Origin of the sequence: Burkholderia sp. AU16741 (genome assembly GCF_002223345.1) — a bacterium.
Classification (GTDB): domain Bacteria; phylum Pseudomonadota; class Gammaproteobacteria; order Burkholderiales; family Burkholderiaceae; genus Burkholderia; species Burkholderia sola.
The window spans coordinates 1-23,870 of sequence record NZ_NKEZ01000001.1 but is presented as its reverse complement, the minus strand read 5'-3'; the positions used below and the strand labels follow the sequence as shown (position 1 = coordinate 23,870).

The following is a 23,870-nucleotide window of genomic DNA, read 5'->3' as shown; positions in this document are numbered from 1 at the left end:
GCGGCCCCGCCCTCACTCCCTCGCCCGCAATCCCCCGAACGCCAGATCGTCGCTCGGCGCGAGCGGCAGCGTCGCCCGCGCGACGTCGAGCCACGCGCGCGCCGCGTGCGACAGGTAGCCCTTCTTCAGCCAGCCGAGCGCGATCGCCCACGTGATTTCCGGCTCGACGATCGGCCGGCACGTGAACTGGCCCGCATCGAGCCGCCGGCAATACGGCTCGGGCAGCAGCGCGATGCCGACGCCTGCGTGCACGAGCGCGGCCATGAAATCCCAGTGGCCGCTGCGGCTCACGATCGACGGCGTGAAGCCGGCCTGCCGGCACGCATCGAGCACCGCGTCGTGCAGCGCGAGGCTTTCCGCATAGAACACGAACGATTCGCGCGCGAGATCCGCGAGCGGCACGGCCGCGTGATCCTCCCAGCGCGACTCGCGCGGCGCGACGAGCCACAGCGGCGCGCGCACCATCGGCAGCCGCTCGAACGTGCCGGGATCGACCGGCTCCAGCAGCCCGCCGAGCTCCAGCTCGCCCGACGTCAGCGCGGCCTCGATCATCCGCGCGCCCTGCTCGAACAGCTTCAGCTCGATGTTCGGGTAGCGCTGCTTGTACGCGGCGATGATCGGCGTGAACAGCGAACCGCCGAGCGGCGGAATGCCGATGGTCAGCTCGCCGCGCCCGAGCGTGCCGAGATCGTTCAGCTCCGATTGCAGCTGCGCCTGCGCGGCGAGCACGTCCTGGCCGCGCTGGAACACGATCCGCCCGGCGTCGGTGAGCACCATCTGCCGGCCGTCGCGCAGCAGCAGCGGCGACCCGATCTCGTCTTCCAGCGCCTTCACCATCTTGCTGATGGTCGGCTGCGTGACGAACAGCTTGTCGGCCGCCGCCGTGAAGCTCTGCTGACGAACCACCTCGACGAAGTACCGCAGCGCGCGCAATTCCATTGATCACTCCCCAGGTTGGTGCAGCTGAATGCAAGCGAATTCCGAATTGGAATGACAAGGATAGAGACAAGTCATTTTATTTATGGTTAGGGGAAACCCTATACTTGCTCCATTGACAGAAACATCCGTAGGGAGCCCCGCCATGAACAAGCCGACCGCCACTGCCGCCGCCCGCCCTGCCGCTTCGGGCAGCCTCGCGCACACGGGCCGGATCGTGCTGCAGGCCGCCGCACTCGGCGTGCTGTGGATGGCGGTGGATTGGGCCGTGCGCAAGGTCGGGCTGCCAATTCCGTCCGGCGTGATCGGCCTTGCCGTGCTGCTCGTGCTGCTGTTCTCGGGCCGCGTCGCGCCGGCATGGGTGAAGGACGGCGCGAACTGGCTGCTGTCCGACATGCTGCTGTTCTTCGTGCCGGCCGCCGTCGCGGCCGTGCAGTACGGCGGGCTGTTCCGCGAGGACGGCTGGCGCATCGCGCTGGTGATGCTCGCCGGCACCGCGTTCGTGATGGTCGCGGTGGCCGTCGCGGTCGATCTCGCCGCGAAGCTCGAACGCCGGCTCGCCGTGCAGCGCGTGTTCGCCGAACGCCGCCGCGCGCGCCTGAGCGCCGTCGCGCACTGAGCCGGAGCCGCCCATGCTCGCCGCGCTAGCGAACCTGCCCGCCGACCGCGTGAATACCGCGATCTCCGTCGGCTGCTTCGTGCTGACGATCGTGCTGTATTTCGCGTCGAAGCGGCTCTATGCGTACAAGAAGACGCTGCTGTTCTCGCCGCTCGTGTTCGTGCCCGGCGTGCTGGTGCTGCTCGTGCTGCTGACCGGCATCCCGTATTCGGTCTATTTCCGCGACACGCGCTGGCTGATGTGGCTGCTCGGCCCGGCGACGATCGCGTTCGCGGTGCCGATCTACGACTATCGCGACCTGATCCGCCGCCACTGGCTGTCGCTGTCGGTCGGCGTCGCGGTCGGGATCGGCGCGGGCGTGTGCGGATCGCTGCTGCTCGCGAAGCTGCTGCACCTGTCGCCCGAGCTGCAGCGCTCGCTGATGACGCGCTCGGTGTCGACGCCGTTCGCGCTCGCCGTATCCGACAAGATCCACGCGCCGAAGGATCTCACGGCGCTCTTCGTGATCGCGACCGGCATCTGCGGGATGCTGCTCGGCGAACTGGTGCTCGCGCTCGTGCCGATGCGCACGCGGCTCGCGCGCGGCGCGCTGTTCGGCGCGGCCGCCCACGGCGTGGGCACCGCGAAGGCGCGCGAGATCGGCAGCGAGGAAGGCGTCGTGTCGAGCCTGACGATGATGATCGCGGGCGTCGCGATGGTGCTCATCGCGCCGCTGCTGTCGCTGCTGCCGATCTGACGAGGGATGCACAGGCGGGCGCCGCTGGCCGCCGTGCCACGCCGCTCGCCTGACGGCCCCCGGCCCCGGTCCCCGCAGGCCGCACTCCGCCGCGCCCCCGCCCGATCGTTTCCCCGCCGTTCCTGCCCCGCATCGCGCCGACATCTGGCCGACACCCGGCCGACAATCGGCTGAGATAGCCGCAATTCCCCCCTCTTTTCCGCCCATCGGCCTCGGCCCGGATGCCGAACAATGCATGCTACGAGACATCACGCACGCATTCACATGGCCACGACTGCAACCCCGACCGCCGACAAGCCGGCTTCCTCCGGCAAGTTCAAGCGCATCGCGCTCATCGCCGTCATCGCGGTGGGCGCGGCTGCCGCCGCCGCCGGCGGCATGTACGTGTTCCTGAGCAAGGCAGGCGTCGGCCACGCGAGCGCGCCCGCCGAGCCGGCGCCGCTTGCCGCGCCGGTGTTCTTCCCGCTCGACCCGCTGACCGTGAACCTGCAGTCCGACGACGGCGTGCAGCACTACCTGCGCGTCGGCCTGTCGCTGAAGCTCACCGACCCGAAAGCGCAGGAGCAACTGACCGCGCGGATGCCGGAAATCCGCAGCCGGATCCTGCTCGCGCTGTCGAACAAGCATCCCGAGGACCTCGCGACGCCGGACGGCAAACGGTCGCTCGCGACGGAGCTGCGGGAGCTGATCGAGCAGCCGACCCAGCCGGGCAACCAGCGCGCGAAGGTCGACGAAGTGCTGTTCACCGAGTTCGTCGTCCAGTAACGCGGCCGCAAAAGGAGCGCGTATGGGTCACCAGGAGTTCATGTCCCAGGAGGAGGTCGATGCCCTCCTCAAGGGCGTCACGGGCGAAACCGATTCGGTCGACGAGCAGCGCGACACATCGGGCGTCCGCCCCTACAACATCGCGACGCAGGAGCGGATCGTCCGCGGCCGGATGCCCGGCCTCGAGATCATCAACGATCGCTTCGCGCGCCTGCTGCGGATCGGCATCTTCAACTTCATGCGGCGCACGGCGGAAATCTCCGTCAGCCAGGTGAAGGTGCAGAAGTACAGCGAGTTCACCCGCAACCTGCCGATCCCGACGAACCTGAACCTGGTGCACGTGAAGCCGCTGCGCGGCACGTCGCTGTTCGTGTTCGACCCGAACCTCGTGTTCTTCGTCGTCGACAACCTGTTCGGCGGCGACGGGCGCTTCCACACGCGCGTCGAGGGCCGCGATTTCACGGCCACCGAGCAGCGGATCATCGGCAAGCTGCTGAACCTCGTGTTCGAGCACTACACGGTCGCGTGGAAGAGCGTGCGGCCGCTGCAGTTCGAATTCGTGCGCTCGGAGATGCACACGCAGTTCGCGAACGTCGCGACGCCGAACGAGATCGTGATCGTCACGCAGTTCTCGATCGAGTTCGGGCCGACGGGCGGCACGCTGCACATCTGCATGCCGTACTCGATGGTCGAGCCGATCCGCGACGTGCTCAGCTCGCCGATCCAGGGCGAGGCGCTCGAAGTCGACCGCCGCTGGGTGCGCGTGCTGTCGCAGCAGGTGCAGGCCGCCGAGGTCGAGCTGACCGCGAATCTCGCCGAGATCTCGTCGACGTTCGAGAAAATCCTGAACCTGCGCGCGGGCGACGTGCTGCCGCTGGAGATCGAGGACACGATCACCGCGAAGGTCGACGGCGTGCCGGTGATGGAATGCGGCTACGGAATTTTCAATGGTCAATATGCGTTGCGCGTGCAGAAGATGATCAGCGCGAGCGATTCGATGAAGGAAGGTGGATATGAGTGAGCTGAACCAGACGCCCGACGACGACATGCAGGCGATGGCCGATGCGGCCGTCGCGGCGTCGGCCGCCGACGCGAAGGCGCCGGCCGCGGCCGACGAAGAGCAGGGCCTCGACGACTGGGCGGCCGCGCTCGCCGAGCAGAACGAGCAGCCGGTGCAGGCGGGTGCGACGGGCGCCGGCGTGTTCCAGCCGCTGTCGAAGGCCGCGGCGGGCTCGACGCACAACGACATCGAGATGATCCTCGACATCCCGGTCAAGATGACCGTGGAGCTCGGCCGCACGAAGATCGCGATCCGCAACCTGCTGCAGCTCGCGCAAGGGTCGGTCGTCGAGCTCGACGGCATGGCCGGCGAGCCGATGGACGTGCTCGTGAACGGCTGCCTGATCGCACAGGGCGAAGTCGTGGTCGTCAACGACAAGTTCGGTATTCGCCTGACCGACATCATCACGCCCGCCGAACGCATCCGGAAGCTGAATCGATGAACGTCGTGAAGTCCGGCCGGCGCGTGTGCAACGCGATTGCAGCGGCGGCATTCGCCACTGCCGCATCGCTCGCGTGCACGCCGGCCGGCGCCGCCGACATGAACGCGGTGAACCACGCCGGTTCGATCGCGTCGAGCGTGACGGTCGGCTCGGCCGTGCCGTCGCTCGGCATCGGCGCGGTGCTGCAGACGCTCGTCGGGCTCGCGGTCGTGATCGGCCTCGTATTCGCGTGCGCATGGCTCGCGCGCCGCTTCGGCTTCCAGCCCGCGCGACGCGGCGGCCCGCTGAAGGTCGTGTCGAGCGTCGGGCTCGGCGCGAAGGAAAGCGCGACGATCGTCGAGATCGGCGACACCTGGCTCGTGCTCGGCGTCGCGCCGGGCAACGTGCGCCTGCTGCATACGCTGCCGGCCGGTTCGGTGGCGGCTACCGCGACCGCGGGTTCGACCTCGGCCGACGCGCCCGCCGGCGGTCATCCGTCCGACGGCGCCCTGCCCGGCACGTTCGGCGCGCGGTTTCGCGACGCGCTCGCGGGCGAAGCCGCGAAACGCCTCGGTCGCGGCAAGGACCGCTGACATGGCGCCGCGCCCTCTTTTCGTCCCCGCATTCCGATGAAACACGCATTCCTGCGTCACGCGGCGCGCGTCGCGCCCGTGCTGATCCTCTGTCTCGCCCCCGCGCTCGCCTGCGCGCAGGCGAACGGCCTGCCCGCGTTCAACGCGAGCCCGGGCCCGCACGGCGGCACCACCTATTCGCTGAGCGTGCAGACGATGCTGCTGCTCACGATGCTGTCGTTCCTGCCGGCGATGCTGCTGATGATGACGAGCTTCACGCGCATCATCATCGTGCTGTCGCTGCTGCGCCAGGCGCTCGGCACCGCGACGACGCCGCCGAACCAGGTGCTCGTCGGCCTCGCGATGTTCCTCACCTTCTTCGTGATGTCGCCGGTGCTCGACCGGGCGTACAACGACGGCTACAAGCCGTTCTCCGACGGCTCGATGCCGATGGAGCAGGCCGTGCAGCGCGGCGTCGCGCCGTTCAAGACCTTCATGCTGAAGCAGACCCGCGAGACCGATCTCGCGCTGTTCGCGAAGATCTCGAAGGCCGCGCCGATGCAGGGCCCCGAGGACGTGCCGCTGTCGCTGCTGGTGCCCGCGTTCGTCACGAGCGAGCTGAAGACCGGCTTCCAGATCGGCTTCACGGTATTCATCCCGTTCCTGATCATCGACATGGTCGTCGCGAGCGTGCTGATGTCGATGGGGATGATGATGGTGTCGCCGTCCACCGTGTCGCTGCCGTTCAAGCTGATGCTGTTCGTGCTGGTCGACGGCTGGCAACTGCTGATCGGCTCGCTCGCGCAGAGCTTCAGTTAAGCGGAGGAACACGCGCGATGACGCCCGAACAAGTGATGACGCTGGCGCACCAGGCGATGATGGTCGGCCTGCTGCTCGCGGCCCCGCTGCTGCTGGTCGCGCTCGCGGTCGGCCTCGTCGTGAGCCTGTTCCAGGCCGCGACGCAGATCAACGAAGCGACGCTGTCGTTCATCCCGAAGCTGCTCGCGGTGGCCGCGACGCTCGTGATCGCCGGCCCGTGGATGCTGACGACGATGCTCGACTACCTGCGGCAGACGCTGCTGCACGTCGCGACGCTCGGCGCCGGCTGAGCCGCGCGTCCGGCTCTCCTTTCCCGCGATGTTCTCGGTTACCTACGCGCAGCTCAACGGCTGGCTGACCGCTTTCCTGTGGCCGTTCGTGCGGATGCTCGCGCTCGTCGCGACGGCGCCCATGGTCGGTCACGCGGCGGTGCCGGTGCGCGTGAAGATCGGCGTGGCCGCGTTCATGGCGCTGGTCGTCGCGCCGACGCTCGGCGCGATGCCGGACGTCACCGTGTTCTCCGCGCCGGGCATCTGGATCCTCGTCACGCAGTTCCTGATCGGCGTCGCGATGGGTTTCACGATGCAGCTCGTGTTCGCGGCCGTCGAGGCGGCCGGCGACTTCATCGGGCTGTCGATGGGGCTCGGCTTCGCGACCTTCTTCGATCCGCATTCGAACGGCGCGACGCCCGCGATGGGCCGGTTCCTGAACGCGGTCGCGATGCTCGCGTTCCTCGCGGTGGACGGCCACCTGCAAGTGTTCGCGGCGCTCGCCGCGTCGTTCCAGTCGCTGCCGGTATCGGGCGACCTGCTGCACGCGCCGGGCTGGCGCACGCTCGCCGCGTTCGGCGCGACCGTGTTCGAGATGGGGCTCCTGCTGTCGCTGCCGGTGGTCGTGGCGCTCTTGATCGCGAACCTCGCGCTCGGCATCCTGAACCGCGCGGCGCCGCAGATCGGCATGTACCAGATCGGCTTTCCCGTCACGCTGATCGTCGGGCTGTTGCTCGTGCAGCTGATGATTCCGAACCTGGTGCCGTTCGTGTCGCACCTGTTCGACATGGGGGTCGATGCAATGGGGCGGGTGCTGATCGGGTGGCGGTAGGCGCGCTGCCGACGCACATAGACCTCTTCCGCCTCATGCGGGCCGCACTCGTCGTGCCCGTGCCGCACTTTCCTTCCGCGATTCTCCCTGCTGGCACCCCGGCATTCGATTCCGACCGTGCCCCTTTTTCGTCCTTTCCGCAGCCGCGACGCGCCCGCCCGGTGCGACAACCGGCCGGACCCCGCTCCCGGCCCGTCCGGCGGTCGATCGCGGCCGATACCAGCACGTTCGGCTCACATCGGTGCTTGACCTGCGCCGACCGACTCGCTAGCGTTTCGGGTTTGCCCGGGCGGCCATTGCCGCCGGTGCCGTGAGCGCGCCCGACGTCCTGGCGCGCGCGGCCGGGCTCCGATGGAAAAGACGATGCAGAAACTCGATGCGGCCAGCCCGCAGGCGATGTCGACGGATTTCACCGCCGACAACGTCGCGCGCCTGAAGGCGCTGTTCCCCGAACTCGTGACCGAAGGCCCGGACGGCGCGTCGGTCGACGTCGACGTGCTGAAGGCGCTGGTCGGCGAACGCACGGTCGGCGACGCTGACGAACGCTACGGCTTTCACTGGCACGGCAAGCGCGCCGCGCGCCAGGCCGCGCTCACGCCGTCGACGGGCACGCTGCGGCCCTCCCCCGAAGACAGCGTCGCGTGGGACGACACGCGCCATCTGCTGATCGAGGGCGACAACCTCGACGTGATGAAGCTGCTGCACAAGAGCTACGCCGGCAAGGTGAAGCTCGTCTACATCGACCCGCCGTACAACACCGGCAGCGATTTCGTCTATCCGGACGACTTCAGCGACAGCATCCGCCACTATCTGGCGATGACGGGCCAGACCGACGCCGGCGTGAAGCGCAGCACCAACACCGAGGCGAACGGCCGGTTCCACACCGACTGGCTGAACATGATGTATCCGCGCCTGAAGCTCGCGCACGCGCTGCTGTCCGACGAAGGGCTGATCGCGGTGCACATCGACGAGCACGAAGTGCATGCGCTCGTGCTGATGCTGCGCGAGATCTTCGGCGAGGAAAACGAGCTCGGCGTGGCCGTGTGGGACAAGCGCAATCCGAAGGGCGATGCGCGCGGCATCGCGTATCAGCACGAATCGCTGGTGCTGTTCGCGCGCAACGCCGAGACGCTGCTCGAACAGGCGCCGCTCAAGCGCCCGAAGCGCAACGCGCAGCGCATGCTCGACGCCGCGCACGACGCGGTGTACCGCAGCGGCAACCCGAAGGACGCGCAGAAGGCGTACCGCGCGTGGATGAAGGCGCAGACCAACCTGTCCGGCGGCGAGGTGATGTACGACCGGCTGTCGCCGGAAGGCCGCGTGTACCGCCTCGTGTCGATGGCGTGGCCGAACAAGAAGAAGGCGCCGGACGAATATTTCACGCCGCTGATCCATCCGGTCACCGGCAAGCCGTGCGCGATGCCGGCGCGCGGCTGGCGCAACCCGCCCGCGACGATGCAGGCGCTGCTCGAGCGCGGCCAGATCGAATTCGGCCCGGATGAAACCACGCAGCCGCAGCGGATCTACTACCTCGACGAGAACATGTACGAGAACGTGCCGTCGGTGCTGCCGTTCGCGGGCTCCGACGACGCGCTGCTGAAGGCGCTCGGCATCCCGTTCGACCTGCCGAAGCCGGTCGACTTCGCGGCCGCCGTGATCGGCTGGTGCACGCGCGGCGACGACATCGTGCTCGACTGCTTCGCCGGCTCCGGTTCGACCGGCCACGCGGTGATGCAGGTGAACGCGACCGACGGCGGCGCGCGCCGCGCCATCCTCGTGCAGCTGCCCGAGGCGCTCGACCGCCGCGACAAGACGCAAGCCGCGGCCGCCGATTTCTGCGCGAAACTGAAAAAGCCGCTGACGCTCGCCGAAATCACGAAGGAACGCCTGCGCCGCGCCGCGCAGCAGGTCGCGCGCGACTATCCGGAAAGCTATGGCGACCTCGGCTTTCGCGTGTACCGGCTCGACACGACCAACGTGATCGAGTGGGACCCGCGCCGCGACGACTTCGACCATGCCCTTTTCGCGTCCGTCGAGCACGTGAAGACCGGCCGCACCGAGGACGACCTGCTCGCCGAGCTGACGCTCAAGCTCGGCCTCGACCTGTGCACGCCGGTCGAGCATCACCAGGTGGCCGGCAAGACGGTGCACCTGATCGGCCGCGCGATCGTCGCGTGCTTCGACGCGCGCATCTCGCGCGACGACGCGGGCCCGCTCGCCGACGGCATCGTCGACCTGCTGGATGCGACCGGCGCGTCGCACGACGTCACGTGCCTGTTCCGCGACAGCGGCTTCGTCGACGACGTCGCGAAGCTCAATCTCGCCGCGCTGCTCGAACAGCACGGCGTGAAGCGCGTGCGGAGCCTGTGATGCGGCTGCATTTCGAAGCGGATCTCGACTACCAGCGCGAGGCGATCGACGCCGTCTGCGACCTGTTTCGCGGCCAGGAATCGTATCGCGGCGACTTCAGCGTGCTCGCGAACGCCGCGCCCGGCACGACGGCCGCCGCGCAAGGCTCGCTCGGCTTCGCGGTATCGGAGCAAGGCGTCGGCAACCGGCTGTCGCTGACCGACGACGCGCTCGCGCGCAATCTCGCCGACGTGCAGCTGCGCGGCGGCCTGCCGCCGTCCGGCCTGCCCGGCTCGCGCGACTTCACCGTCGAGATGGAGACCGGCACCGGCAAGACCTACGTGTACCTGCGCACGATCTTCGAGTTGAACCGCCGCTACGGCTTCACGAAATTCGTGATCGTCGTGCCGTCGATCGCGATCAAGGAAGGCGTGCACAAGACGCTCGCGATCACCGAGGATCACTTCCGCGCGCTGTACGCGGGCGTGCCGTACGACTACTTCCTGTACGACTCCGCGAAGCTCGGCCAGGTGCGCCATTTCGCGGCGAGCGCGGCGATCCAGATCATGGTGATGACGGTCGCCGCGATCAACAAGAAAGAGATCAACAACCTCTACAAGGACAGCGAGAAGACCGGCGGCGAGAAGCCGATCGACCTGATCCGCGCGACGCGGCCGATCGTGATCGTCGACGAGCCGCAAAGCGTCGACGGCGGCCTCGAAGGGCGCGGGCGCGAAGCGCTCGGCGCGATGGCGCCGCTCTGCACGCTGCGCTATTCGGCCACGCACGTCGACCGGCACCACATGGTGTACCGGCTCGATGCGGTGGACGCGTACGAGCGCAAGCTCGTCAAGCAGATCGAGATCGCGTCGGCGATCGTCGAGGATGCGCACAACAAGCCGTACGTGCGGCTCGTCGGCGTGTCGAACCGGCGCGGCGCGATCAGCGCGCGCGTCGAGCTCGACGTCGCGACCGCGGCCGGCGTGAAGCGCCAGATCGTGTCGGCCACCGACGGCGACGATCTGGAGCGCCTGACCAAGCGCGCGCTGTATGCGGGGCTGCGGATCGGCGAGGTGCATGCGGTGAAGGGCGCCGAATACGTCGAGCTGCGTCACCCGGAAGGCGAGGCGTTCCTGTCGCTCGGCGAGGCGTTCGGCGACATCGACACGCTCGCCGTGCAGCGCGAGATGATCCGCCGCACGATCCGCGAGCATCTCGACAAGGAATTGCGCCTCGCCGAGCGCGGCGTGAAGGTGCTGTCGCTGTTCTTCGTCGATTCGGTCGAACGCTATCGCCGCTACGACGAGAACGGCGTGCCCGTGAAGGGCGACTACGCGCTGATCTTCGAAGAGGAATATGCGCGCGCGGCGCGCGTGCCGGCCTACCGGGCGCTGTTCGACGGCGTGGACGTCGCGCTGGAAGTCGAGCGTGCGCACAACGGCTACTTCTCGATCGACCGCAAGGGCGGCTGGACCGACACGAGCGAAAGCAGCGCGGCGGCCCGCGAGAACGCGGAGCGTGCTTACGGCCTCATCATGCGCGAGAAGGAAGCGCTGCTGTCGTTCGACACGCCGCTGAAGTTCATCTTCTCGCACTCGGCGCTGAAGGAAGGCTGGGACAACCCGAACGTGTTCCAGATCTGCACGCTGCGCGACATCCAGACCGAGCGTGAGCGCCGCCAGACGCTCGGCCGCGGGCTGCGCCTCGCCGTCGACCAGGACGGCGAGCGCGTGCGCGACGCGGGCGTGAACACGCTCACCGTGATCGCGACCGAACGCTACGAGTCGTTCGCCGAGAACCTGCAAAAGGAAATCGAGGCCGATACGGGCATCCGGTTCGGGATCGTCGAGGAACACCAGTTCGCGGCGCTGCCGGTGCAGGAAGACGGCGGCGCCGCCCATGCACTCGGCATCGAGCTGTCGCGCGTGCTGTGGAACCATCTGCACGAGCAGGGCTACGTCGACGCGCAGGGCAAGGTGCTCGACCGGATGAAGGATGCGCTGCGCCAGAGCGCGCTCGTGTTGCCGGATGCGTTCGAGCGGTTGCGTGCGCCGATCGTCGCGACGCTGCGCAAGCTGTCGGGCCGCTTCGCAGTGCGCAATGCCGACGAGCGCCGCGCGATCGCGTTGCGGCGCGATGCGTCGGGCAAGGCCGTCGTGTTCGGCGAGGATTTCCGCGCGCTGTGGGATCGCATCCGCCATCGCACCGTGTACCGCGTCGAGTTCGACAACGCGAAGCTGGTGCGCGACTGCACGGCCGCGCTGCGCGACGCGCCGGACATCGCGCGTGCGCGGCTGCAATGGCGCAAGGCCGAGATCGACATCGGCAAGGCCGGCATCGAGGCGATCGAGGTGGCCGGCGCCGGCACCGTGCTGCTCGACGAAGGCGAGCTGCCGCTGCCCGACCTGCTCACCGAGCTGCAGGACCGTACGCAACTCACGCGCCGTTCGCTTGCGACGATCCTCGCCGACAGCGGCCGGCTCGACGATTTTCGCGTGAATCCGCAGCAGTTCATTACCGTTGCGGCCGATGCGATCAACCGCTGCAAGCGGCTCGCGCTCGTCGCGGGCATCGTGTACCGCAAGCTCGGCGAGCGCCACGTGCATGCGCTCGAATCGTTCGAGAGCGAGGCGCTGACCGGGTATCTGCGCAACTTGCGGCTGGACGCGCGCAAGTCGATCCATGAAGCGGTCGTGTGCGAGACGGACGCCGAGCGCGCGTTCGCCGATGCGCTCGAGGCGCACGACGGCGTGAAGCTGTACGCGAAGCTGCCGGCATGGTTCCGCGTGCAGACGCCGCTCGGCAGCTATCACCCGGACTGGGCCGTGCTCGCGGAACAGGACGGCGGCGAGCGGCTGTACTTCGTCGTCGATACGCCGAATGCGGACGGCCACGTGCCGAGCGAGCACGAGCGCGCGAAGCTCGCGTGCGGCGAAGCGCATTTCCGCGCGCTGGTCGAGGGCGACGGTGCGGCGCGCTTCGTGCGGGTCACGCAGGCCGATGCATTGTTCGAACCTGCGGCGCCGACGGCGGGCGCGGGGCGGTGAGACGAAGGGCGGCGACGAGCCGCCTTTTTTTGTCGGCGGATCAATCCTTGTCCCAGGGTTTGGTGCCCGCGTGTCGCCCTTCCAGGAACAAGGACCGGGGGCGACGCCGCCGCGTCGCCCCCGGTGAAGGCGCCGTTACTGCGCCGGCTGCATGCCCTGCGCGGCGGCCTTGCGCTGCGCGGCCTGCTCTTGCGCGTGCTTCTTCGCCATGTGATGGCCGACGATACAGCCGCCGACCGCGCCGGCCACTGCGTGGTGCCCCGCGTAGTGGCCGGCCACACCGCCGACCACCGCGCCCTTCATGCAGCCCGCCGCGTGCGCGCTGCCGATCGTTGCGAGCGCAACGACCGCGGCGGTTGCGTACCGTCCGATGTGCCGGATGGAATTCATGCGATCACTCTCCTCGTGTCGTCGTGATCAGTGCTCTCGCGAGCCGGTCGCCGCGCTTAGTCCCAACGGCCGCGCCACCCGCCGCGATCGCGCCACTCGTGCTCGCGCCATTCATGACGGCGCCATTCGCGTTCGCGCCATTCACGCTGACGCCAACCGTAGTCGCGATAGCCGACCGGCGCGTACATCACCGGCGGAGGCGGCGCCACGTAGACGGGCGCCGGCGCCGTATAGACGCCCGGCACGCCGATGCCGACCGACAGGTCGACGTGGGCCGACGCGACGCCCGAAGCTGCCAGCGCCGCTACACCGAGAACTGCACCGAGAATAAGTTTCTTGCTCATTTCGCGACTCCCTGCACGTGTCGTGCGTCATGTGACTACGGTTCGGAGTCTAGGCATCGGACGCTGACACAGGTGAAACGGGTATGCGAGACAGGTAACGGACGTTTACGGGTGCCCGCAAAGCCTTATGGAGCAAGGCAAAGGCGACATTCCAGACACCGTTGCGGCGGCGCACCGGCTCGGTAAAAAGGGGATTTTCGGCACGAAACCGGCGATCGGAGCGAACACGCCGGTATGCACGGGGAGCGAGCCGCCCTCACCTTGCGGCGCGGACGGCTCGCAACAGCGCGCGTTACGCGCGGATATCGTCGACGCTGCGCAGCCAGTGCACGCTGAACAGGTTGTCCGCGTCGGTCCACACGGTATCGGGTGCGAACCCGGCGCGGCGTGCGATCGCGTGAAAGCCGTCGATCGTGAACTTGTGCGAGTTCTCCGTGTGAATGCGCTCGCCGGCTTCGAAGCGGAACGCGTGGCCGCGCACGTGCACCGTCTGCGCGACGTCGCTGACGAGATGCATCTCGATACGCTGCCGCTCGCGGTCGTAGAACGCACAATGCGAGAACGCGTCGACGTCGAAGTCCGCGCCGAGCTCCGCGTTCGCGCGCACCAGCAGGTTCAGGTTGAACTGCGCGGTCACGCCCTGCGCGTCGTTGTACGCGTGATGCAGCGTGCGCTCGTCCTTCACGAGATCGGCGCCCACCAGCAGGCCGCCGCCGCGCAGCAGCCGCGCGGCGTCACGCAGGAACGTGTCGGCCTCTTCCGGCGAGAAGTTGCCGATCGTCGAGCCGGGAAAGAAGCCGATGCGCCGCCGCGGCGTTGCGGTCAGTTCGGCCAGTTGCTCGGCCTTCGTGTAGTCGGCCGCGAGCGGCGCGACGTCGAGCCACGGATAGGCCGCACGCAGCCGCGCGGCTGCATCGTGCAGGTAGGCGGCCGAGATGTCGACCGGCACGTAGCGCGCCGGCGCGTTCGCGTAGTTGCTCGCGAACGCGTCGAGCAGCACGCGGATCTTCTCGAGCGAACCCGCGCCGAATTCGACGATGTCCGCATGCGGGCCGACGCGCCGCACGATCTCGGCCGCGCGATCGCGCAGGATGCCGAGTTCGGTGCGCGTCGGGTAGTACTCCGGCAGTTCGCAGATGCGGTCGAACAACGCGGAGCCGGCCGCATCGTAGAAATATTTCGGCGGGATGCTGCGCGGCGTGCGCGACAGTCCGTCGATCAGGTCGCGCTCGAACGCGCTCGGCCGCGAATCGCGGGCGGGTTGCAGGCCACCGCTCGTGGCCGTCAGGTCAGACGTCTCGCGCAAGTCGCACCCCCGTGAATTGCCAGCGTGCCGCCGGCGGAAAGAAATTGCGGTACGTCGGCCGTTCGTGCCCGGGCGGCGTCGCGATGCTGCTGCCGCGCAGGACCTGCTGGCCGACCATGAACTTGCCGTTGTATTCGGCCGCTACCCCGGCGAGCGGCCGAAATCCCGGATACGGCTCGTAGGACGAACGCGTCCACTGCCACACGTGCCCGAGCATCTGGCGGATCCCGTCGGCCGCGAACGCGGTTTCCCATTCGAATTCGGTCGGCAGCCGCGCGCCGGCCCATTCCGCATACGCGGCCGCTTCGTAGAAGCTCACGTGGCACACCGGCGCGTCGGGCGCGAGCGGTTCGACGCCGTGCAGGCCGAACGTGCGCCGCACGCGCGTGGCGGCCGCATCGTCGTCGTCCGGCATCCAGTACGCGGGCCCTTGCCACCCTTCCCGCTGCACCGTGGCCCAGCCGTCGGACAGCCAGAACTCGGGGCGCGTATAGCCGCCGTCGGCGACGAACGCCGCGAATTCCGCGTTCGTCACCAGGCGGTTCGCGATCTCGTACGGCCGCACGAGCGCCGTGTGGCGCGGCCGTTCGTTGTCGAACGAGAAGGCGTCGCCGTCGTGGCCGATCTCGACGAGCCCGCCCGGTTGAGGCAGCCAGCGCAGCGGGCCGGCGTCGCCCGCGGCCATCGCGTGGCCGTCCGTCGCGTCATGCGGCCGGAACGCCGGCTTCAACGGGTTGCACGAGAACGCATGCAGCATGTCGGTGACGATCAGCTCCTGATGCTGCTGCTCGTGATGCAGGCCGAGCACGAGCTCGGGCGCGATCGCGTCGAGCAGCGCCGCATCGGCGCTGGCCAGCGCGCGCAGCATCGCGTCGTCGACGTATTGCCGATACGCATGCACGTCGTCGAGCGATGGCCGCGTGAGCAGCCCGCGTTGCGGCCGCGGATGGCGCGGGCCGAGCGCTTCGTAATAGGAATTGAAGAGGAACTGGAACGCGTCGTCGAACGGCGCGTAGCCGGGCACGCGGCGCATCAGCACGACGGTTTCGAAGAACCAGGTCGTATGCGCGAGATGCCATTTCGTCGGACTCGCGTCGGGCATCGACTGCACGGCCTGGTCTTCGGCGGACAGCGTCGCGGTCAACGCGACGCTATGGGCGCGCACGTCCTGATAACGGCGCTGAAGCTGGGATGCAAGAAGGCTCATCGGTTTACCGTTCACGTCGCGATTCGCTGCGTTGCGTTGCCGGAAAAGGGAAAGCCTTGCGCTGGGATGCGCGCGGCTGACGGGCAATGTGCTGCTGCGTCGTCGGGCAGCCGGCGCGCGCGCCGGGCCGCGGATGCGGCGTCACTTCATCTGCCCGTGCGGAACAGTATGGTCCAGAAATGTGAACGTCGCGAATCGGATTTCCGGTGAAACGAATATGAAAGAAAAATGAAAGCATGCGTGGTGGGAGCGTCGCGTGTTTCAGGAACCGCCAATGCCTGTCGTGAAGGGGTTCGGCCGACGGACGCAATGCGCGTGCCCGCGGCTGCGGACTCCTGACGTCCGGTGACAGCCGCACGGCGTGCATGAAAGGTCGATCGCGCGTTCGTCGGCGCAGCGGCGTCATGCAGCCGATTCGTCAGTCGATCACGCAACCTGGTTGCTGCCCTGCTCCACGGCTCCGCCCTTCGCGTGCAGCTACCCGTTTCGACCATTCCAAAAAATTTTTTGCATCGATGTCACACGCGCGGGGTGCTCGCTCGTCATATCGGCGCAACCCACACGAAAGGAGAAGGAACCATGACTGCGAAACTCAATCCGTTTGCCGCCGCCCCCGCGCTGATGAAAGGCTGGATGACCGTGTCGGTCGCCGCGGCCGGGAGCCTCGAGCCGACGCTGATCGAGCTGGTCAAGATCCGCGCGTCGCAGATCAACGCGTGCGCGAACTGCCTTAACATGCACACCGTCGAGGCGCGCGAGCAAGGCGAGACCGAGCAGCGCATCTACCTGTTGTCCGCGTGGCGCGAAGCGCCCTGCTACACCGACCGCGAACGCGCGGCGCTCGGCTGGACCGAGGCGCTCACGCGGCTGTCGGAGGGCCACGCGGCGCACGAAGCGGCCCGTGCGGCGCTGAACGACCATTTCAGCGAGGAGGAACAGGTGAAACTCACGCTGATGATCAACGTGATCAACGGCTGGAACCGGCTCGCCGTCGGCTTCGGGCTGTGGGTCGACCCGGCCGACGCGAAGGCCGCCGCCGCGAAGATCGTGGCCTGATGCCGAACCTCGAGCCGGCCAGCGGCAACGCCGACGAACGGGCCGATGCGGCGGCGAGCTTCGATCCGCTGCGTCGCACGCTGATCCGCGTCGCGTACCGGATGCTCGGTTCCGTCGCGGACGCCGAGGACATCGTGCAGGACGCGTTCATCCGCGGCTGGCAAGCCGGTATTCGGCTTCGAACTCGTGATGCGGGTGCATACATACCTCGCCGAGCTGTTCGCGACACATGCGTCGAAGCTCGTGCGGGCCGGGTTCATCAACGGGCTGCCGGGTTTCGTCACGCTGGAAGCCGACGGCGAGCTGCAGACGACCGCGCTCGAGATCGACGACGGGAAGATCGTCGCGATCTATGTCGTGCGCAATCCTGACAAATTGAAGCATCTGCATTGAGAGCGGCGCGAGCATGCGCCGTGTGCGATGTGCCCGCCGGTGCCGCCCTTTTCTTTCTACGCTGCGTTTGCCGATCGGCGGTTACCGCGATCAGTACATCGCGCCTCCGGCGTTGCCGATCATGTACAGAAGGACGCCGAGCAGCGGCGTGGCGATGGAGAAGCCGGCCGCCGCCAGCCAGTTCGTGCCGCCTTGCGCCTCGAGCAGCGCGAGCAACGATTCGCGAGACGTCGCGTTCGGGCGCAGTTTTTCGATCTGGCGCTCGACGTGCCGCTTGTAGAGGCTGTTCCCGCACCAGCCGATCGAGACCGCGATCCCGATCGTAATCGGGTCGAGCGTGCTCGATTCGAAGTAGGTCGGGAAGTACAGCAACTCGACCAGCGTGATGCCCAGCGTGGCGGCAAGCACGGCGGCCGCCTGCCAGTACATGCATCGATACGCCATCCAGACCGGGCCGAGGAAGCACGCGGCCCAGTTCCACGACTGCCGGCTCTTGCGCGATTCGGCGATCGCCCACTTCCGTTCGAACCAGGCGGCTTTCGTGCCGACGTAAGCGGCGATTTCGTCGTTGCTCGCCGATGATGCGGCGGTCGTGACCTCGGACATGATCGTGTGCTCTCAGTCGCGCGGATTGCGCGTCGTTGTTTTGATGCGGTGGAAGTCGGGTGACAGGCGAAAGTGCCGCGTCGATGCGCACACGATTCTACGCGCCGTGCAGCGGCGGTTGTGTGGCGAATCGGATTGCCGGTGACGATGCGATGCCCGGCCGTGTATCGCGCAACGCATCGGGGCTTCACGCGTTGTTTCGGATCGGAAAAGAAAAACGCCACGCGATGTTGCCGCGTGGCGTTTGTATGTTGGCGAGCCGCGTTGCCTGTAGGCAAGTTGTGCTGCCGGACCCCTTCATTTTGTTCGTTGGTAGGCTCGATTGGATTCGAACCAACGACCCCCACCATGTCAAGGTGGTGCTCTAACCAACTGAGCTACGAGCCTAAGAAGCCGCGAATTATAGAGAGGGTTTTGGGGGAGCACAAGCCCCTTCGTGAAAATTCTTTGAAACGTGCCGCGCGGGGTTCCCGATCGATGTTGCGTGGCGATGCCTGCCGTGTTGGCTTCATCTGTTCGCCTCACAGCAAAACGCGTCGATGTGCTGTGGTGTTATCCACATTGCCCTCTGGATAACCGTCCGGGAAGTCTCTGGATTCACAGTGGAACGATTGAGGATATGTCGGCGCGGCTGTGAATCGACGAAAAGTTGTTCCGTGCTCCCGGACGCTGTTCACGTCGCGCACCCAGGGTTATGCATTTCGGTTCGCGTTGAAGATTCAGTGCGTTACGGAGGTTATCCACTGTGGGGCACAGGGTTTGTTAACTATCACTACGTATATATACGAACCCTGTTAACACCTTTGGATAAGCACAGTCCGTCGACTGTGATCCGCTCGGGACATGCACTTCGTGCGGCGAGAGGACAACCGAAACGGAACGCTGTGAAGCGCTCGCGCGATGCACGGGCCTTCATGTCTGTAGAATCACCGGCATCCACGAGAAGCGGTTCTTCAACGATTGAACCACGCGAGGCAAAGCGATGACGTACGAGGTCTTGATGGTGTCGCGTGGTGCGATCGATCTGTCCGATGGCGAACGTCCAATCCGGGTGTCTGGTGAAGCATTGCTGCCGGTCGCGGACGACGGTCCCGCATTCGTCGTCTACGTTGGCTCCATGAAGTACGTGGCGCCGCCGCACGATGACCGGCCGATCGATGCCATCACACGTCAAGCCGTGATTTCGGCAATCGCCGCATATTTCTCTTCTCGGCACATGACGGTCGATTTCGAACCCTGAGCCTTTGACGATGACCGACACGACGAATCCGAAATGTCGTCCGGCGTGTTCGTGGCTGCACTTCAGGATCGGGAAGTCATTCCACTACGTCATCGCGCCGGAAACCGGCGAGATTCTCGGGATAGTCGGAACGAAGTGACCAGAAGCGCGGGCGGCGGTGTGTGGATAACCGACGCACGAAACAGATCCAAACCCTGTGCGTTCGCTGAGTGAGCATCGACGCGAGTCATGCAAGCTGGGTGTTCTTTCCCACGCTTGAATGCCGCACTTCACACGGATTCCTCATGTCGATCATGTCTTCGGTCATCAGGTGGAGCTTCTGCATCGCCGCCATTGCAACCGTCGCAACGGCATTCGCGAAAGTCGACGCGCCTGCCTCGGTGCGGCTCTCGAACGGACGTGAACTGCAGCAACACGGAAAGCGGTTGGTCGAGGTCGACGATGCGCATCACCGCACGAGCACGGTACGGTTGCCGATCGCACTGCGTCGGGCGATCGCGTCTGCGTCGAGCATCGGCTTTCCGTCGGCGAGCTCGAGAGCCATCGGGGGCAAGGAGTTCGTACTGATCGTCGTGAACCATTCGTCGAGTCGCAACCCGATGGGCTATTGCGGCGCGGGCGAGGAAAGTACGCTCTACGTCCTGCGGATCCGCGGCGACGCTGCTGCGTCGAACTATGCAATGCCGGTGCAGAGTTGTCTGGATAGCGTGTCGCTCGACACCGACGGGGACAATCGATCGCCTTACCTGGCCATCGAATGGATCGACGATGCCGTGGGCTTCAAGGTCACGTGGACCAACATCGACGATTCGGGCCCTGCAACGCGTGAGTATCGCTACGACGGTAGGGCGTTCGTGGAGCGCACGAAATGAGCGCATGTGGACAACGGACGCACGATCCAGTCCAAACCCTGTGCATCCGACCGGTGAGTGTCCCGGTTTCAATGCGCATATCGGCCTGAATACCTTGCCCGGCAAGGCTTGCCGACAATGAAAGAAGGCAGCGAACGAATCGCCGGCGACGTCCGGAAGTTGAGTGTCTTGTGGATATCGCCGACTCGCGGCCACTCAAAATCCTGTGCATTCACCGGGTGAGCGAACCGACCGAAGCCAGCATGCAGGACCGTCATGATCGATGTGGATATCCTGTTCCACGGAGACTCGAAACCCTGTGATTTTAAAGGTGAGGGCGCCAGCGCGGGTTCGATGTGAATAACAGGCCGGTCAAGTCAGTCGAAATGCTGTGCATTCGATTCGTGAGCGTGCACCCGCTCAAGCCCGCCGGGCCGCCCCGCGAAAGGCGCTGGCGGCCGCCACCAACCGTCAACCGGGCGCTTATCCTGCCGCTTCAAGTCTGCTGATCGAGCGCCTGCACGACTGCTTTCTCGCCAACGCTCCCGGCTGGCCCGACCACCGCATAGTTGAGCCCGTTCACCGACCCATACCGCGCGAGCAGCGCGCCATCCACGCGTTGCCCGTTCGGCAGCAGCCGATGTTCCGATTCCGCTGGCCGGAGATAGAAACTCAGCGTCCGCCCCGCATCATCCTGATAGAGCACCATCGCGGCAGTCGCGCCGCTATCCGTCGTGAACAGCCGCCCACCGACCGGCGTGAACCCCGCCGCGCTCAAATCCGGCAGCTTCGCCGATGCGCCCACGCCTTTGGTGAGCCACCCTTGCAAATCTCCCGCACCGGTCGGCCGGTAATCGACCTTGGCCGTCCGATCGATCACCATCATCTGGTAAGCCTTGACCGCATCGCTCATCGGCGCGATCGGCGGTGCCGCGTTCCACCCGCGCGCCTGCCATCCGCCGAACGTCCCGAGCCCGACGCAGAACACGAACGAAGCCGCCATCGCGAACCGCATCCGCGCGCGCTCGGCCCGCTGGCCGCGAATCGCCGCCGGATCCAGCGCGGGGTTATCGGCCGGCATCCGCACGCTCTCCAGCGCGGCCCGCAGCCGCTGCGCGTCCTGCTGCCATTGCTTCACCTGTTCGGCGCGCGCCGGATGCAGCGCGAGATAGCGCTCGACCGCGGCACGCGCATCGTCGTCGAGCTGGCCGTCGACATAGGCCTGAAGGTCATGTTCGTTCGGAGGCGTGTTCATTTCTTCATCAATCGGAGAGAAGGAGCAGGAAGCTCACCGTCGCTGAGCTGGCGCAGCGCCTGGCGCGCGCGGGAGAGCCGCGACATCACGGTGCCGATCGGCACCTCGAGCAGGTCGGCGGCTTCCTGATAGGTGAAGCCTTCGACCGCCACGAGCAGCAGCAGGCTGCGCTGCTCGTCCGAGAGCCGGCCGAACGCTTCGAGCGTCGCGCGCGCCGCGAATTCGCGTTCGGCGGACGGCCAGTGCGCTTCGTCGTCGTCACCCATGCGGCCGAGCAGCCACGCGTAGCGCTTCGCGCTGCGTTTGCCATCGAGAAATTGCCGGTACAGGATCGTGAAGAGCCAGCTGCGCAGCGACGCGTCGTCGCGACGGCTCGTCCAGCGCGACAGTGCGCGCTCGAGCGTCGACTGGACGAGATCGTCGGCCGCGTGGACGTCGCGCGCCAGCCAGAGCGCGAAGCGTCGCAGCCTGGGGATGAGTTCACGCAATGCTTCGTCGTCGAGGGCGGTGGAGGGCATGGCTGGGCCGGTTGCCGAAAGGGTCGTAGATGCCGCGTAGGACGCCGGCCGGCATCGGTTATTCCCTCCAGCATACGAAAAAAATCTTCGTGGAATAAAGCGGCGCGGGCGGCGTCCTACGCGCGTTCGACAATGATCTGACGATCGGGAGTGCATTCATGAAGCAATCTTCTTCTTCGCCGCAGCGCGAGCCCGGGCGCGGGTGGTGGCGCTGGGCCGTGATCGGCGGCGCGGTGGCCGGCGTGGCCGCGGCGTTCGGGTATGCCGGCGGGTGGCTCGCGCCGGCGCGTCTGACCCCGCATCGCATCGTCGATGCGCTGCAGACCAACAGCGGCATCCATCCCGGCTACCGGCGCAATCACGCGAAGGGCGTGTGCGTGACCGGCTACTTCGAGGGCAATGGCGCCGCGAGCGCGTATTCGGTCGCGCCGTTCTTCAAGGCGGTGCGCACGCCGGTGGTCGGGCGTTTCGCATTGCCGGGCGGGAATCCTTATGCGCCGGACAGCAGCGTGCCGATCCGCAGCCTCGCGCTGAAGCTCACCGCGCCGGACGGCGAGCAATGGCGGACCGGGATGAACGCGATGCCGGTGTTCCCGGTCGCGACGCCGCAGGCGTTCTACGAGCAGACGCTCGCGACCCGGCCCGATCCGAAGACGGGCAAGCCGGATCCGGCGAAGGTGAAGGCGTTCTTCGGCGCGCATCCGGAGGCGGGCGCGTTCCTGCAGTGGGTGAAGGGTGCGAAACCGAGCGCGAGCTACGTCACCGAAAGCTATTACGGGTTGAACGCCTTCTACTTCGTCGATGCCGCCGGCAAGCGCCAGGCGGTGCGGTGGCGCGTCGTGCCGGAGCAGACGGCCGGCGCCGGCGACGTCGCGACGGCCGCGGATCCGAACGTGCTGCAACAGGACGTGACGCAGCGCATCGCGGCCGGCCCGCAGAAGTGGAAGCTGCTGGTCACGCTGGCGGAGCCCGGCGACCCGGTGGACGACGCGACGAAGGTCTGGCCCGCGCAGCGCACGACGATCGATGCGGGCACGCTCGTGCTCGACCGCGTGGAGGCGCAGGACAGCGGCCCGTGCCGCGACGTGAATTACGACCCGACGGTGCTGCCGCAGGGGATCCAGGTGTCGGGCGATCCGTTGCTGGCGGCGCGCTCGGCCGCGTATGCGGATTCGTATCTGCGACGCACGAGTGAAGAGGCCGGCGTGGCAGGCGTGGCGCGAGTGAGTGGGGAGGGACGATGATGAAGGCTTCGACGACGTTTAGTTTGCCGGCGCGGGTGCTGCACTGGGTGATGGCCGCGATGATCCTCGCGATGCTGTTCATCGGGGTGGGAATGGTGGCGTCGGTTTCCGAGCGGCACGAGATCCTGGTGGCGATTCACAAGCCGCTGGGCGTGGCCGTGCTGGTGCTGGTGTGCGTGCGGATCGTGGTGCGGATGCTGTCGAAGCCGCCGGCGTTGCCCGACGATCTGCCGTGGTGGCAGAAGGCGGCAGCGCACGGGTCGCATCTCGTGCTGTATGCGCTGATGGTGGCGATGCCGCTGATCGGCTGGGCGATGCTGTCGGCGGGCGGATATCCGGTGACACTGGGCGGCGGCGTGCAACTGCCGGCGCTGGTGTCGGCCGATCCGGTGACGTTCGCGTGGCTCCGGGTTGCGCATCGCCTGCTGGCGTATCTGTTCTTCCTGACGTTCCTCGCGCACTTTGCCGCGGCGCTGTATCACGGGCTGATTCGGCGGGACGGGGTGGTGAGGGCGATGGTGGGGCGGTAATCGACGGAAGGTTGCGTGCGATGCGGCGGGGCTGTTCAAGGGCGACCGAGGCTGCGCCTGCCGTGTCGCCTATATATGAGCACCAGGAAGTGCTCAGCGGTCCCCCGCCATAGCACGTCAAAAATATTTCACAAAAGGGGTTGCGGAGACCGGGGCGGATGCATAGAATCACGCCTCTTTCGCGCTAACGGAAACACGGCGCGGGAGAAAAGAGGGAAGCGGTGCTGTTGAAGTCGGTTTTATCGATTCCAGTGCACGTGAAATTAAACCGCAGTCGTCGCAACGAAGTAGTTAAAAAAGTTGTTGACGAGTCTCAAAAAACGGTTGATAATCTCGCTTCTCTGCTGCTGAAAACGCAGCGCTGCTGAGAAGCGCTAGGTTCCTCGCAGAAATGCTCTTTAAAAATTAACAGCCGATAAGTGTGGGCGCTTGATGGCAGCGAGCTGATCCTCGGATCAGATAGCAAAAGTATCAAGAGTCTCACACTAAAGTAAGTCAGGTTTAT

The 23,870-nt window shown here is 66.7% G+C and carries 24 protein-coding genes, 1 tRNA gene and 2 pseudogenes; 18 read left to right on the top strand and 9 right to left on the bottom strand.

What is annotated here, in order from left to right; translation table 11 throughout:
- Positions 1 to 12 precede the first annotated feature (12 nt).
- A complete protein-coding gene (locus CFB89_RS00140; RefSeq protein ID WP_089466281.1) occupies positions 13 to 939 on the bottom strand; it encodes a LysR family transcriptional regulator in 927 nt (308 codons plus the stop codon).
- 142 nt (positions 940 to 1,081) lie between these two features.
- Between CFB89_RS00140 and CFB89_RS00135 the strand changes: the two genes are divergently transcribed.
- From CFB89_RS00135 to CFB89_RS00085, 11 genes are all read left to right on the top strand, one after another.
- Complete coding sequence (locus CFB89_RS00135) at positions 1,082 to 1,555, top strand: CidA/LrgA family protein (protein WP_089466280.1); 474 nt, start codon at positions 1,082 to 1,084, stop codon at positions 1,553 to 1,555.
- A 13-nt stretch (positions 1,556 to 1,568) separates the two neighbouring features.
- Entirely contained in the window at positions 1,569 to 2,291 is a 723-nt protein-coding gene (locus CFB89_RS00130; protein ID WP_069618812.1) for an LrgB family protein, read from the top strand.
- 264 nt (positions 2,292 to 2,555) lie between these two features.
- Complete coding sequence (fliL, locus tag CFB89_RS00125; RefSeq protein ID WP_089466279.1) at positions 2,556 to 3,056, top strand: flagellar basal body-associated protein FliL; 501 nt, start codon at positions 2,556 to 2,558, stop codon at positions 3,054 to 3,056.
- 22 nt (positions 3,057 to 3,078) lie between these two features.
- Positions 3,079 to 4,077, top strand: a complete 999-nt coding sequence (fliM, locus tag CFB89_RS00120; protein ID WP_089466278.1) for a flagellar motor switch protein FliM — start codon at positions 3,079 to 3,081, stop codon at positions 4,075 to 4,077.
- The gene (gene fliN / locus CFB89_RS00115; RefSeq protein WP_089466277.1) at positions 4,070 to 4,558 is read left to right on the top strand and encodes a flagellar motor switch protein FliN; all 489 of its coding nucleotides are present in this window, start codon (positions 4,070 to 4,072) and stop codon (positions 4,556 to 4,558) included. The genes fliM and fliN overlap by 8 nt, the downstream gene beginning before the upstream one ends.
- Entirely contained in the window at positions 4,555 to 5,130 is a 576-nt protein-coding gene (fliO, locus tag CFB89_RS00110; protein ID WP_089466276.1) for a flagellar biosynthetic protein FliO, read from the top strand. Before fliN ends, fliO begins: the two co-directional genes overlap by 4 nt.
- Before the next feature lie 36 nt (positions 5,131 to 5,166).
- The gene (fliP, locus tag CFB89_RS00105) at positions 5,167 to 5,928 is read left to right on the top strand and encodes a flagellar type III secretion system pore protein FliP (protein ID WP_069618817.1); all 762 of its coding nucleotides are present in this window, start codon (positions 5,167 to 5,169) and stop codon (positions 5,926 to 5,928) included.
- 17 nt (positions 5,929 to 5,945) lie between these two features.
- Positions 5,946 to 6,218, top strand: a complete 273-nt coding sequence (gene fliQ, locus CFB89_RS00100; RefSeq protein WP_006401718.1) for a flagellar biosynthesis protein FliQ — start codon at positions 5,946 to 5,948, stop codon at positions 6,216 to 6,218.
- Between the two features lie 28 nt (positions 6,219 to 6,246).
- The gene (fliR, locus tag CFB89_RS00095) at positions 6,247 to 7,029 is read left to right on the top strand and encodes a flagellar biosynthetic protein FliR (RefSeq protein ID WP_089466275.1); all 783 of its coding nucleotides are present in this window, start codon (positions 6,247 to 6,249) and stop codon (positions 7,027 to 7,029) included.
- A 351-nt stretch (positions 7,030 to 7,380) separates the two neighbouring features.
- Positions 7,381 to 9,399, top strand: a complete 2,019-nt coding sequence (locus CFB89_RS00090) for a site-specific DNA-methyltransferase (protein ID WP_089466274.1) — start codon at positions 7,381 to 7,383, stop codon at positions 9,397 to 9,399.
- Complete coding sequence (locus tag CFB89_RS00085; RefSeq protein ID WP_089466273.1) at positions 9,399 to 12,425, top strand: type III restriction-modification system endonuclease; 3,027 nt, start codon at positions 9,399 to 9,401, stop codon at positions 12,423 to 12,425. Before CFB89_RS00090 ends, CFB89_RS00085 begins: the two co-directional genes overlap by 1 nt.
- A gap of 135 nt (positions 12,426 to 12,560) precedes the next feature.
- Here CFB89_RS00085 and CFB89_RS00080 read toward each other — a convergent pair whose 3' ends face one another.
- From CFB89_RS00080 to egtB, 4 genes are all read right to left on the bottom strand, one after another.
- The gene (locus CFB89_RS00080; protein WP_089466272.1) at positions 12,561 to 12,815 is read right to left on the bottom strand and encodes a hypothetical protein; all 255 of its coding nucleotides are present in this window, start codon (positions 12,813 to 12,815) and stop codon (positions 12,561 to 12,563) included.
- A 56-nt stretch (positions 12,816 to 12,871) separates the two neighbouring features.
- On the bottom strand, positions 12,872 to 13,159 hold the full coding sequence (locus CFB89_RS00075) for a hypothetical protein (RefSeq protein WP_089466271.1): 288 nt from the start codon (positions 13,157 to 13,159) through the stop codon (positions 12,872 to 12,874).
- Positions 13,160 to 13,451: 292 nt separating this feature from the next.
- Positions 13,452 to 14,465, bottom strand: coding sequence for an L-histidine N(alpha)-methyltransferase (gene egtD / locus CFB89_RS00070; protein ID WP_089466270.1), 1,014 nt, complete (start codon positions 14,463 to 14,465; stop codon positions 13,452 to 13,454).
- The gene (gene egtB / locus CFB89_RS00065; RefSeq protein WP_089466269.1) at positions 14,449 to 15,672 is read right to left on the bottom strand and encodes an ergothioneine biosynthesis protein EgtB; all 1,224 of its coding nucleotides are present in this window, start codon (positions 15,670 to 15,672) and stop codon (positions 14,449 to 14,451) included. The genes egtD and egtB overlap by 17 nt, the downstream gene beginning before the upstream one ends.
- Before the next feature lie 579 nt (positions 15,673 to 16,251).
- Between egtB and CFB89_RS00055 the strand changes: the two genes are divergently transcribed.
- The 3 genes and pseudogenes from CFB89_RS00055 to CFB89_RS35720 all read left to right on the top strand — a co-directional run.
- A complete protein-coding gene (locus CFB89_RS00055; protein ID WP_089466267.1) occupies positions 16,252 to 16,728 on the top strand; it encodes a carboxymuconolactone decarboxylase family protein in 477 nt (158 codons plus the stop codon).
- Positions 16,728 to 16,889: pseudogene (locus tag CFB89_RS35725) on the top strand (sigma factor); the annotation flags it as partial. The gene CFB89_RS00055 and the pseudogene CFB89_RS35725, both read left to right, overlap by 1 nt.
- Positions 16,873 to 17,121: pseudogene (locus tag CFB89_RS35720) on the top strand (RNA polymerase sigma factor SigJ); the annotation flags it as partial. The pseudogenes CFB89_RS35725 and CFB89_RS35720, both read left to right, overlap by 17 nt.
- 90 nt (positions 17,122 to 17,211) lie before the next feature.
- Here CFB89_RS35720 and CFB89_RS00045 read toward each other — a convergent pair.
- Both CFB89_RS00045 and CFB89_RS00040 read right to left on the bottom strand, forming a co-directional pair.
- Entirely contained in the window at positions 17,212 to 17,727 is a 516-nt protein-coding gene (locus CFB89_RS00045; protein WP_089466265.1) for a DUF2628 domain-containing protein, read from the bottom strand.
- Between the two features lie 310 nt (positions 17,728 to 18,037).
- A tRNA-Val gene (locus CFB89_RS00040) sits at positions 18,038 to 18,114 on the bottom strand.
- Between the two features lie 595 nt (positions 18,115 to 18,709).
- Here CFB89_RS00040 and CFB89_RS00035 point away from each other — a divergent pair.
- Both CFB89_RS00035 and CFB89_RS00030 read left to right on the top strand, forming a co-directional pair.
- Positions 18,710 to 18,967 carry an Imm74 family immunity protein gene (locus tag CFB89_RS00035; protein WP_089466264.1) on the top strand — a complete coding sequence of 86 codons (258 nt, stop codon included), beginning with the start codon at positions 18,710 to 18,712 and terminating at the stop codon, positions 18,965 to 18,967.
- Positions 18,968 to 19,251: 284 nt separating this feature from the next.
- The gene (locus tag CFB89_RS00030; protein WP_089466263.1) at positions 19,252 to 19,839 is read left to right on the top strand and encodes a hypothetical protein; all 588 of its coding nucleotides are present in this window, start codon (positions 19,252 to 19,254) and stop codon (positions 19,837 to 19,839) included.
- A gap of 475 nt (positions 19,840 to 20,314) precedes the next feature.
- On the opposite strand, the gene CFB89_RS00020 is transcribed toward CFB89_RS00030, so the two are convergent.
- Complete coding sequence (locus CFB89_RS00020; RefSeq protein WP_089466262.1) at positions 20,315 to 21,073, bottom strand: anti-sigma factor; 759 nt, start codon at positions 21,071 to 21,073, stop codon at positions 20,315 to 20,317.
- Positions 21,070 to 21,591 carry a sigma-70 family RNA polymerase sigma factor gene (locus CFB89_RS00015; RefSeq protein ID WP_089466261.1) on the bottom strand — a complete coding sequence of 174 codons (522 nt, stop codon included), beginning with the start codon at positions 21,589 to 21,591 and terminating at the stop codon, positions 21,070 to 21,072. The genes CFB89_RS00020 and CFB89_RS00015 overlap by 4 nt, the downstream gene beginning before the upstream one ends.
- A 158-nt stretch (positions 21,592 to 21,749) precedes the next feature.
- On the opposite strand from CFB89_RS00015, the gene CFB89_RS00010 reads away from it, so the two are divergent.
- Both CFB89_RS00010 and CFB89_RS00005 read left to right on the top strand, forming a co-directional pair.
- A complete protein-coding gene (locus CFB89_RS00010; protein WP_089466260.1) occupies positions 21,750 to 22,835 on the top strand; it encodes a catalase family peroxidase in 1,086 nt (361 codons plus the stop codon).
- Positions 22,832 to 23,365, top strand: a complete 534-nt coding sequence (locus tag CFB89_RS00005; protein ID WP_089466259.1) for a cytochrome b — start codon at positions 22,832 to 22,834, stop codon at positions 23,363 to 23,365. The genes CFB89_RS00010 and CFB89_RS00005 overlap by 4 nt, the downstream gene beginning before the upstream one ends.
- Positions 23,366 to 23,870 lie beyond the last annotated feature (505 nt).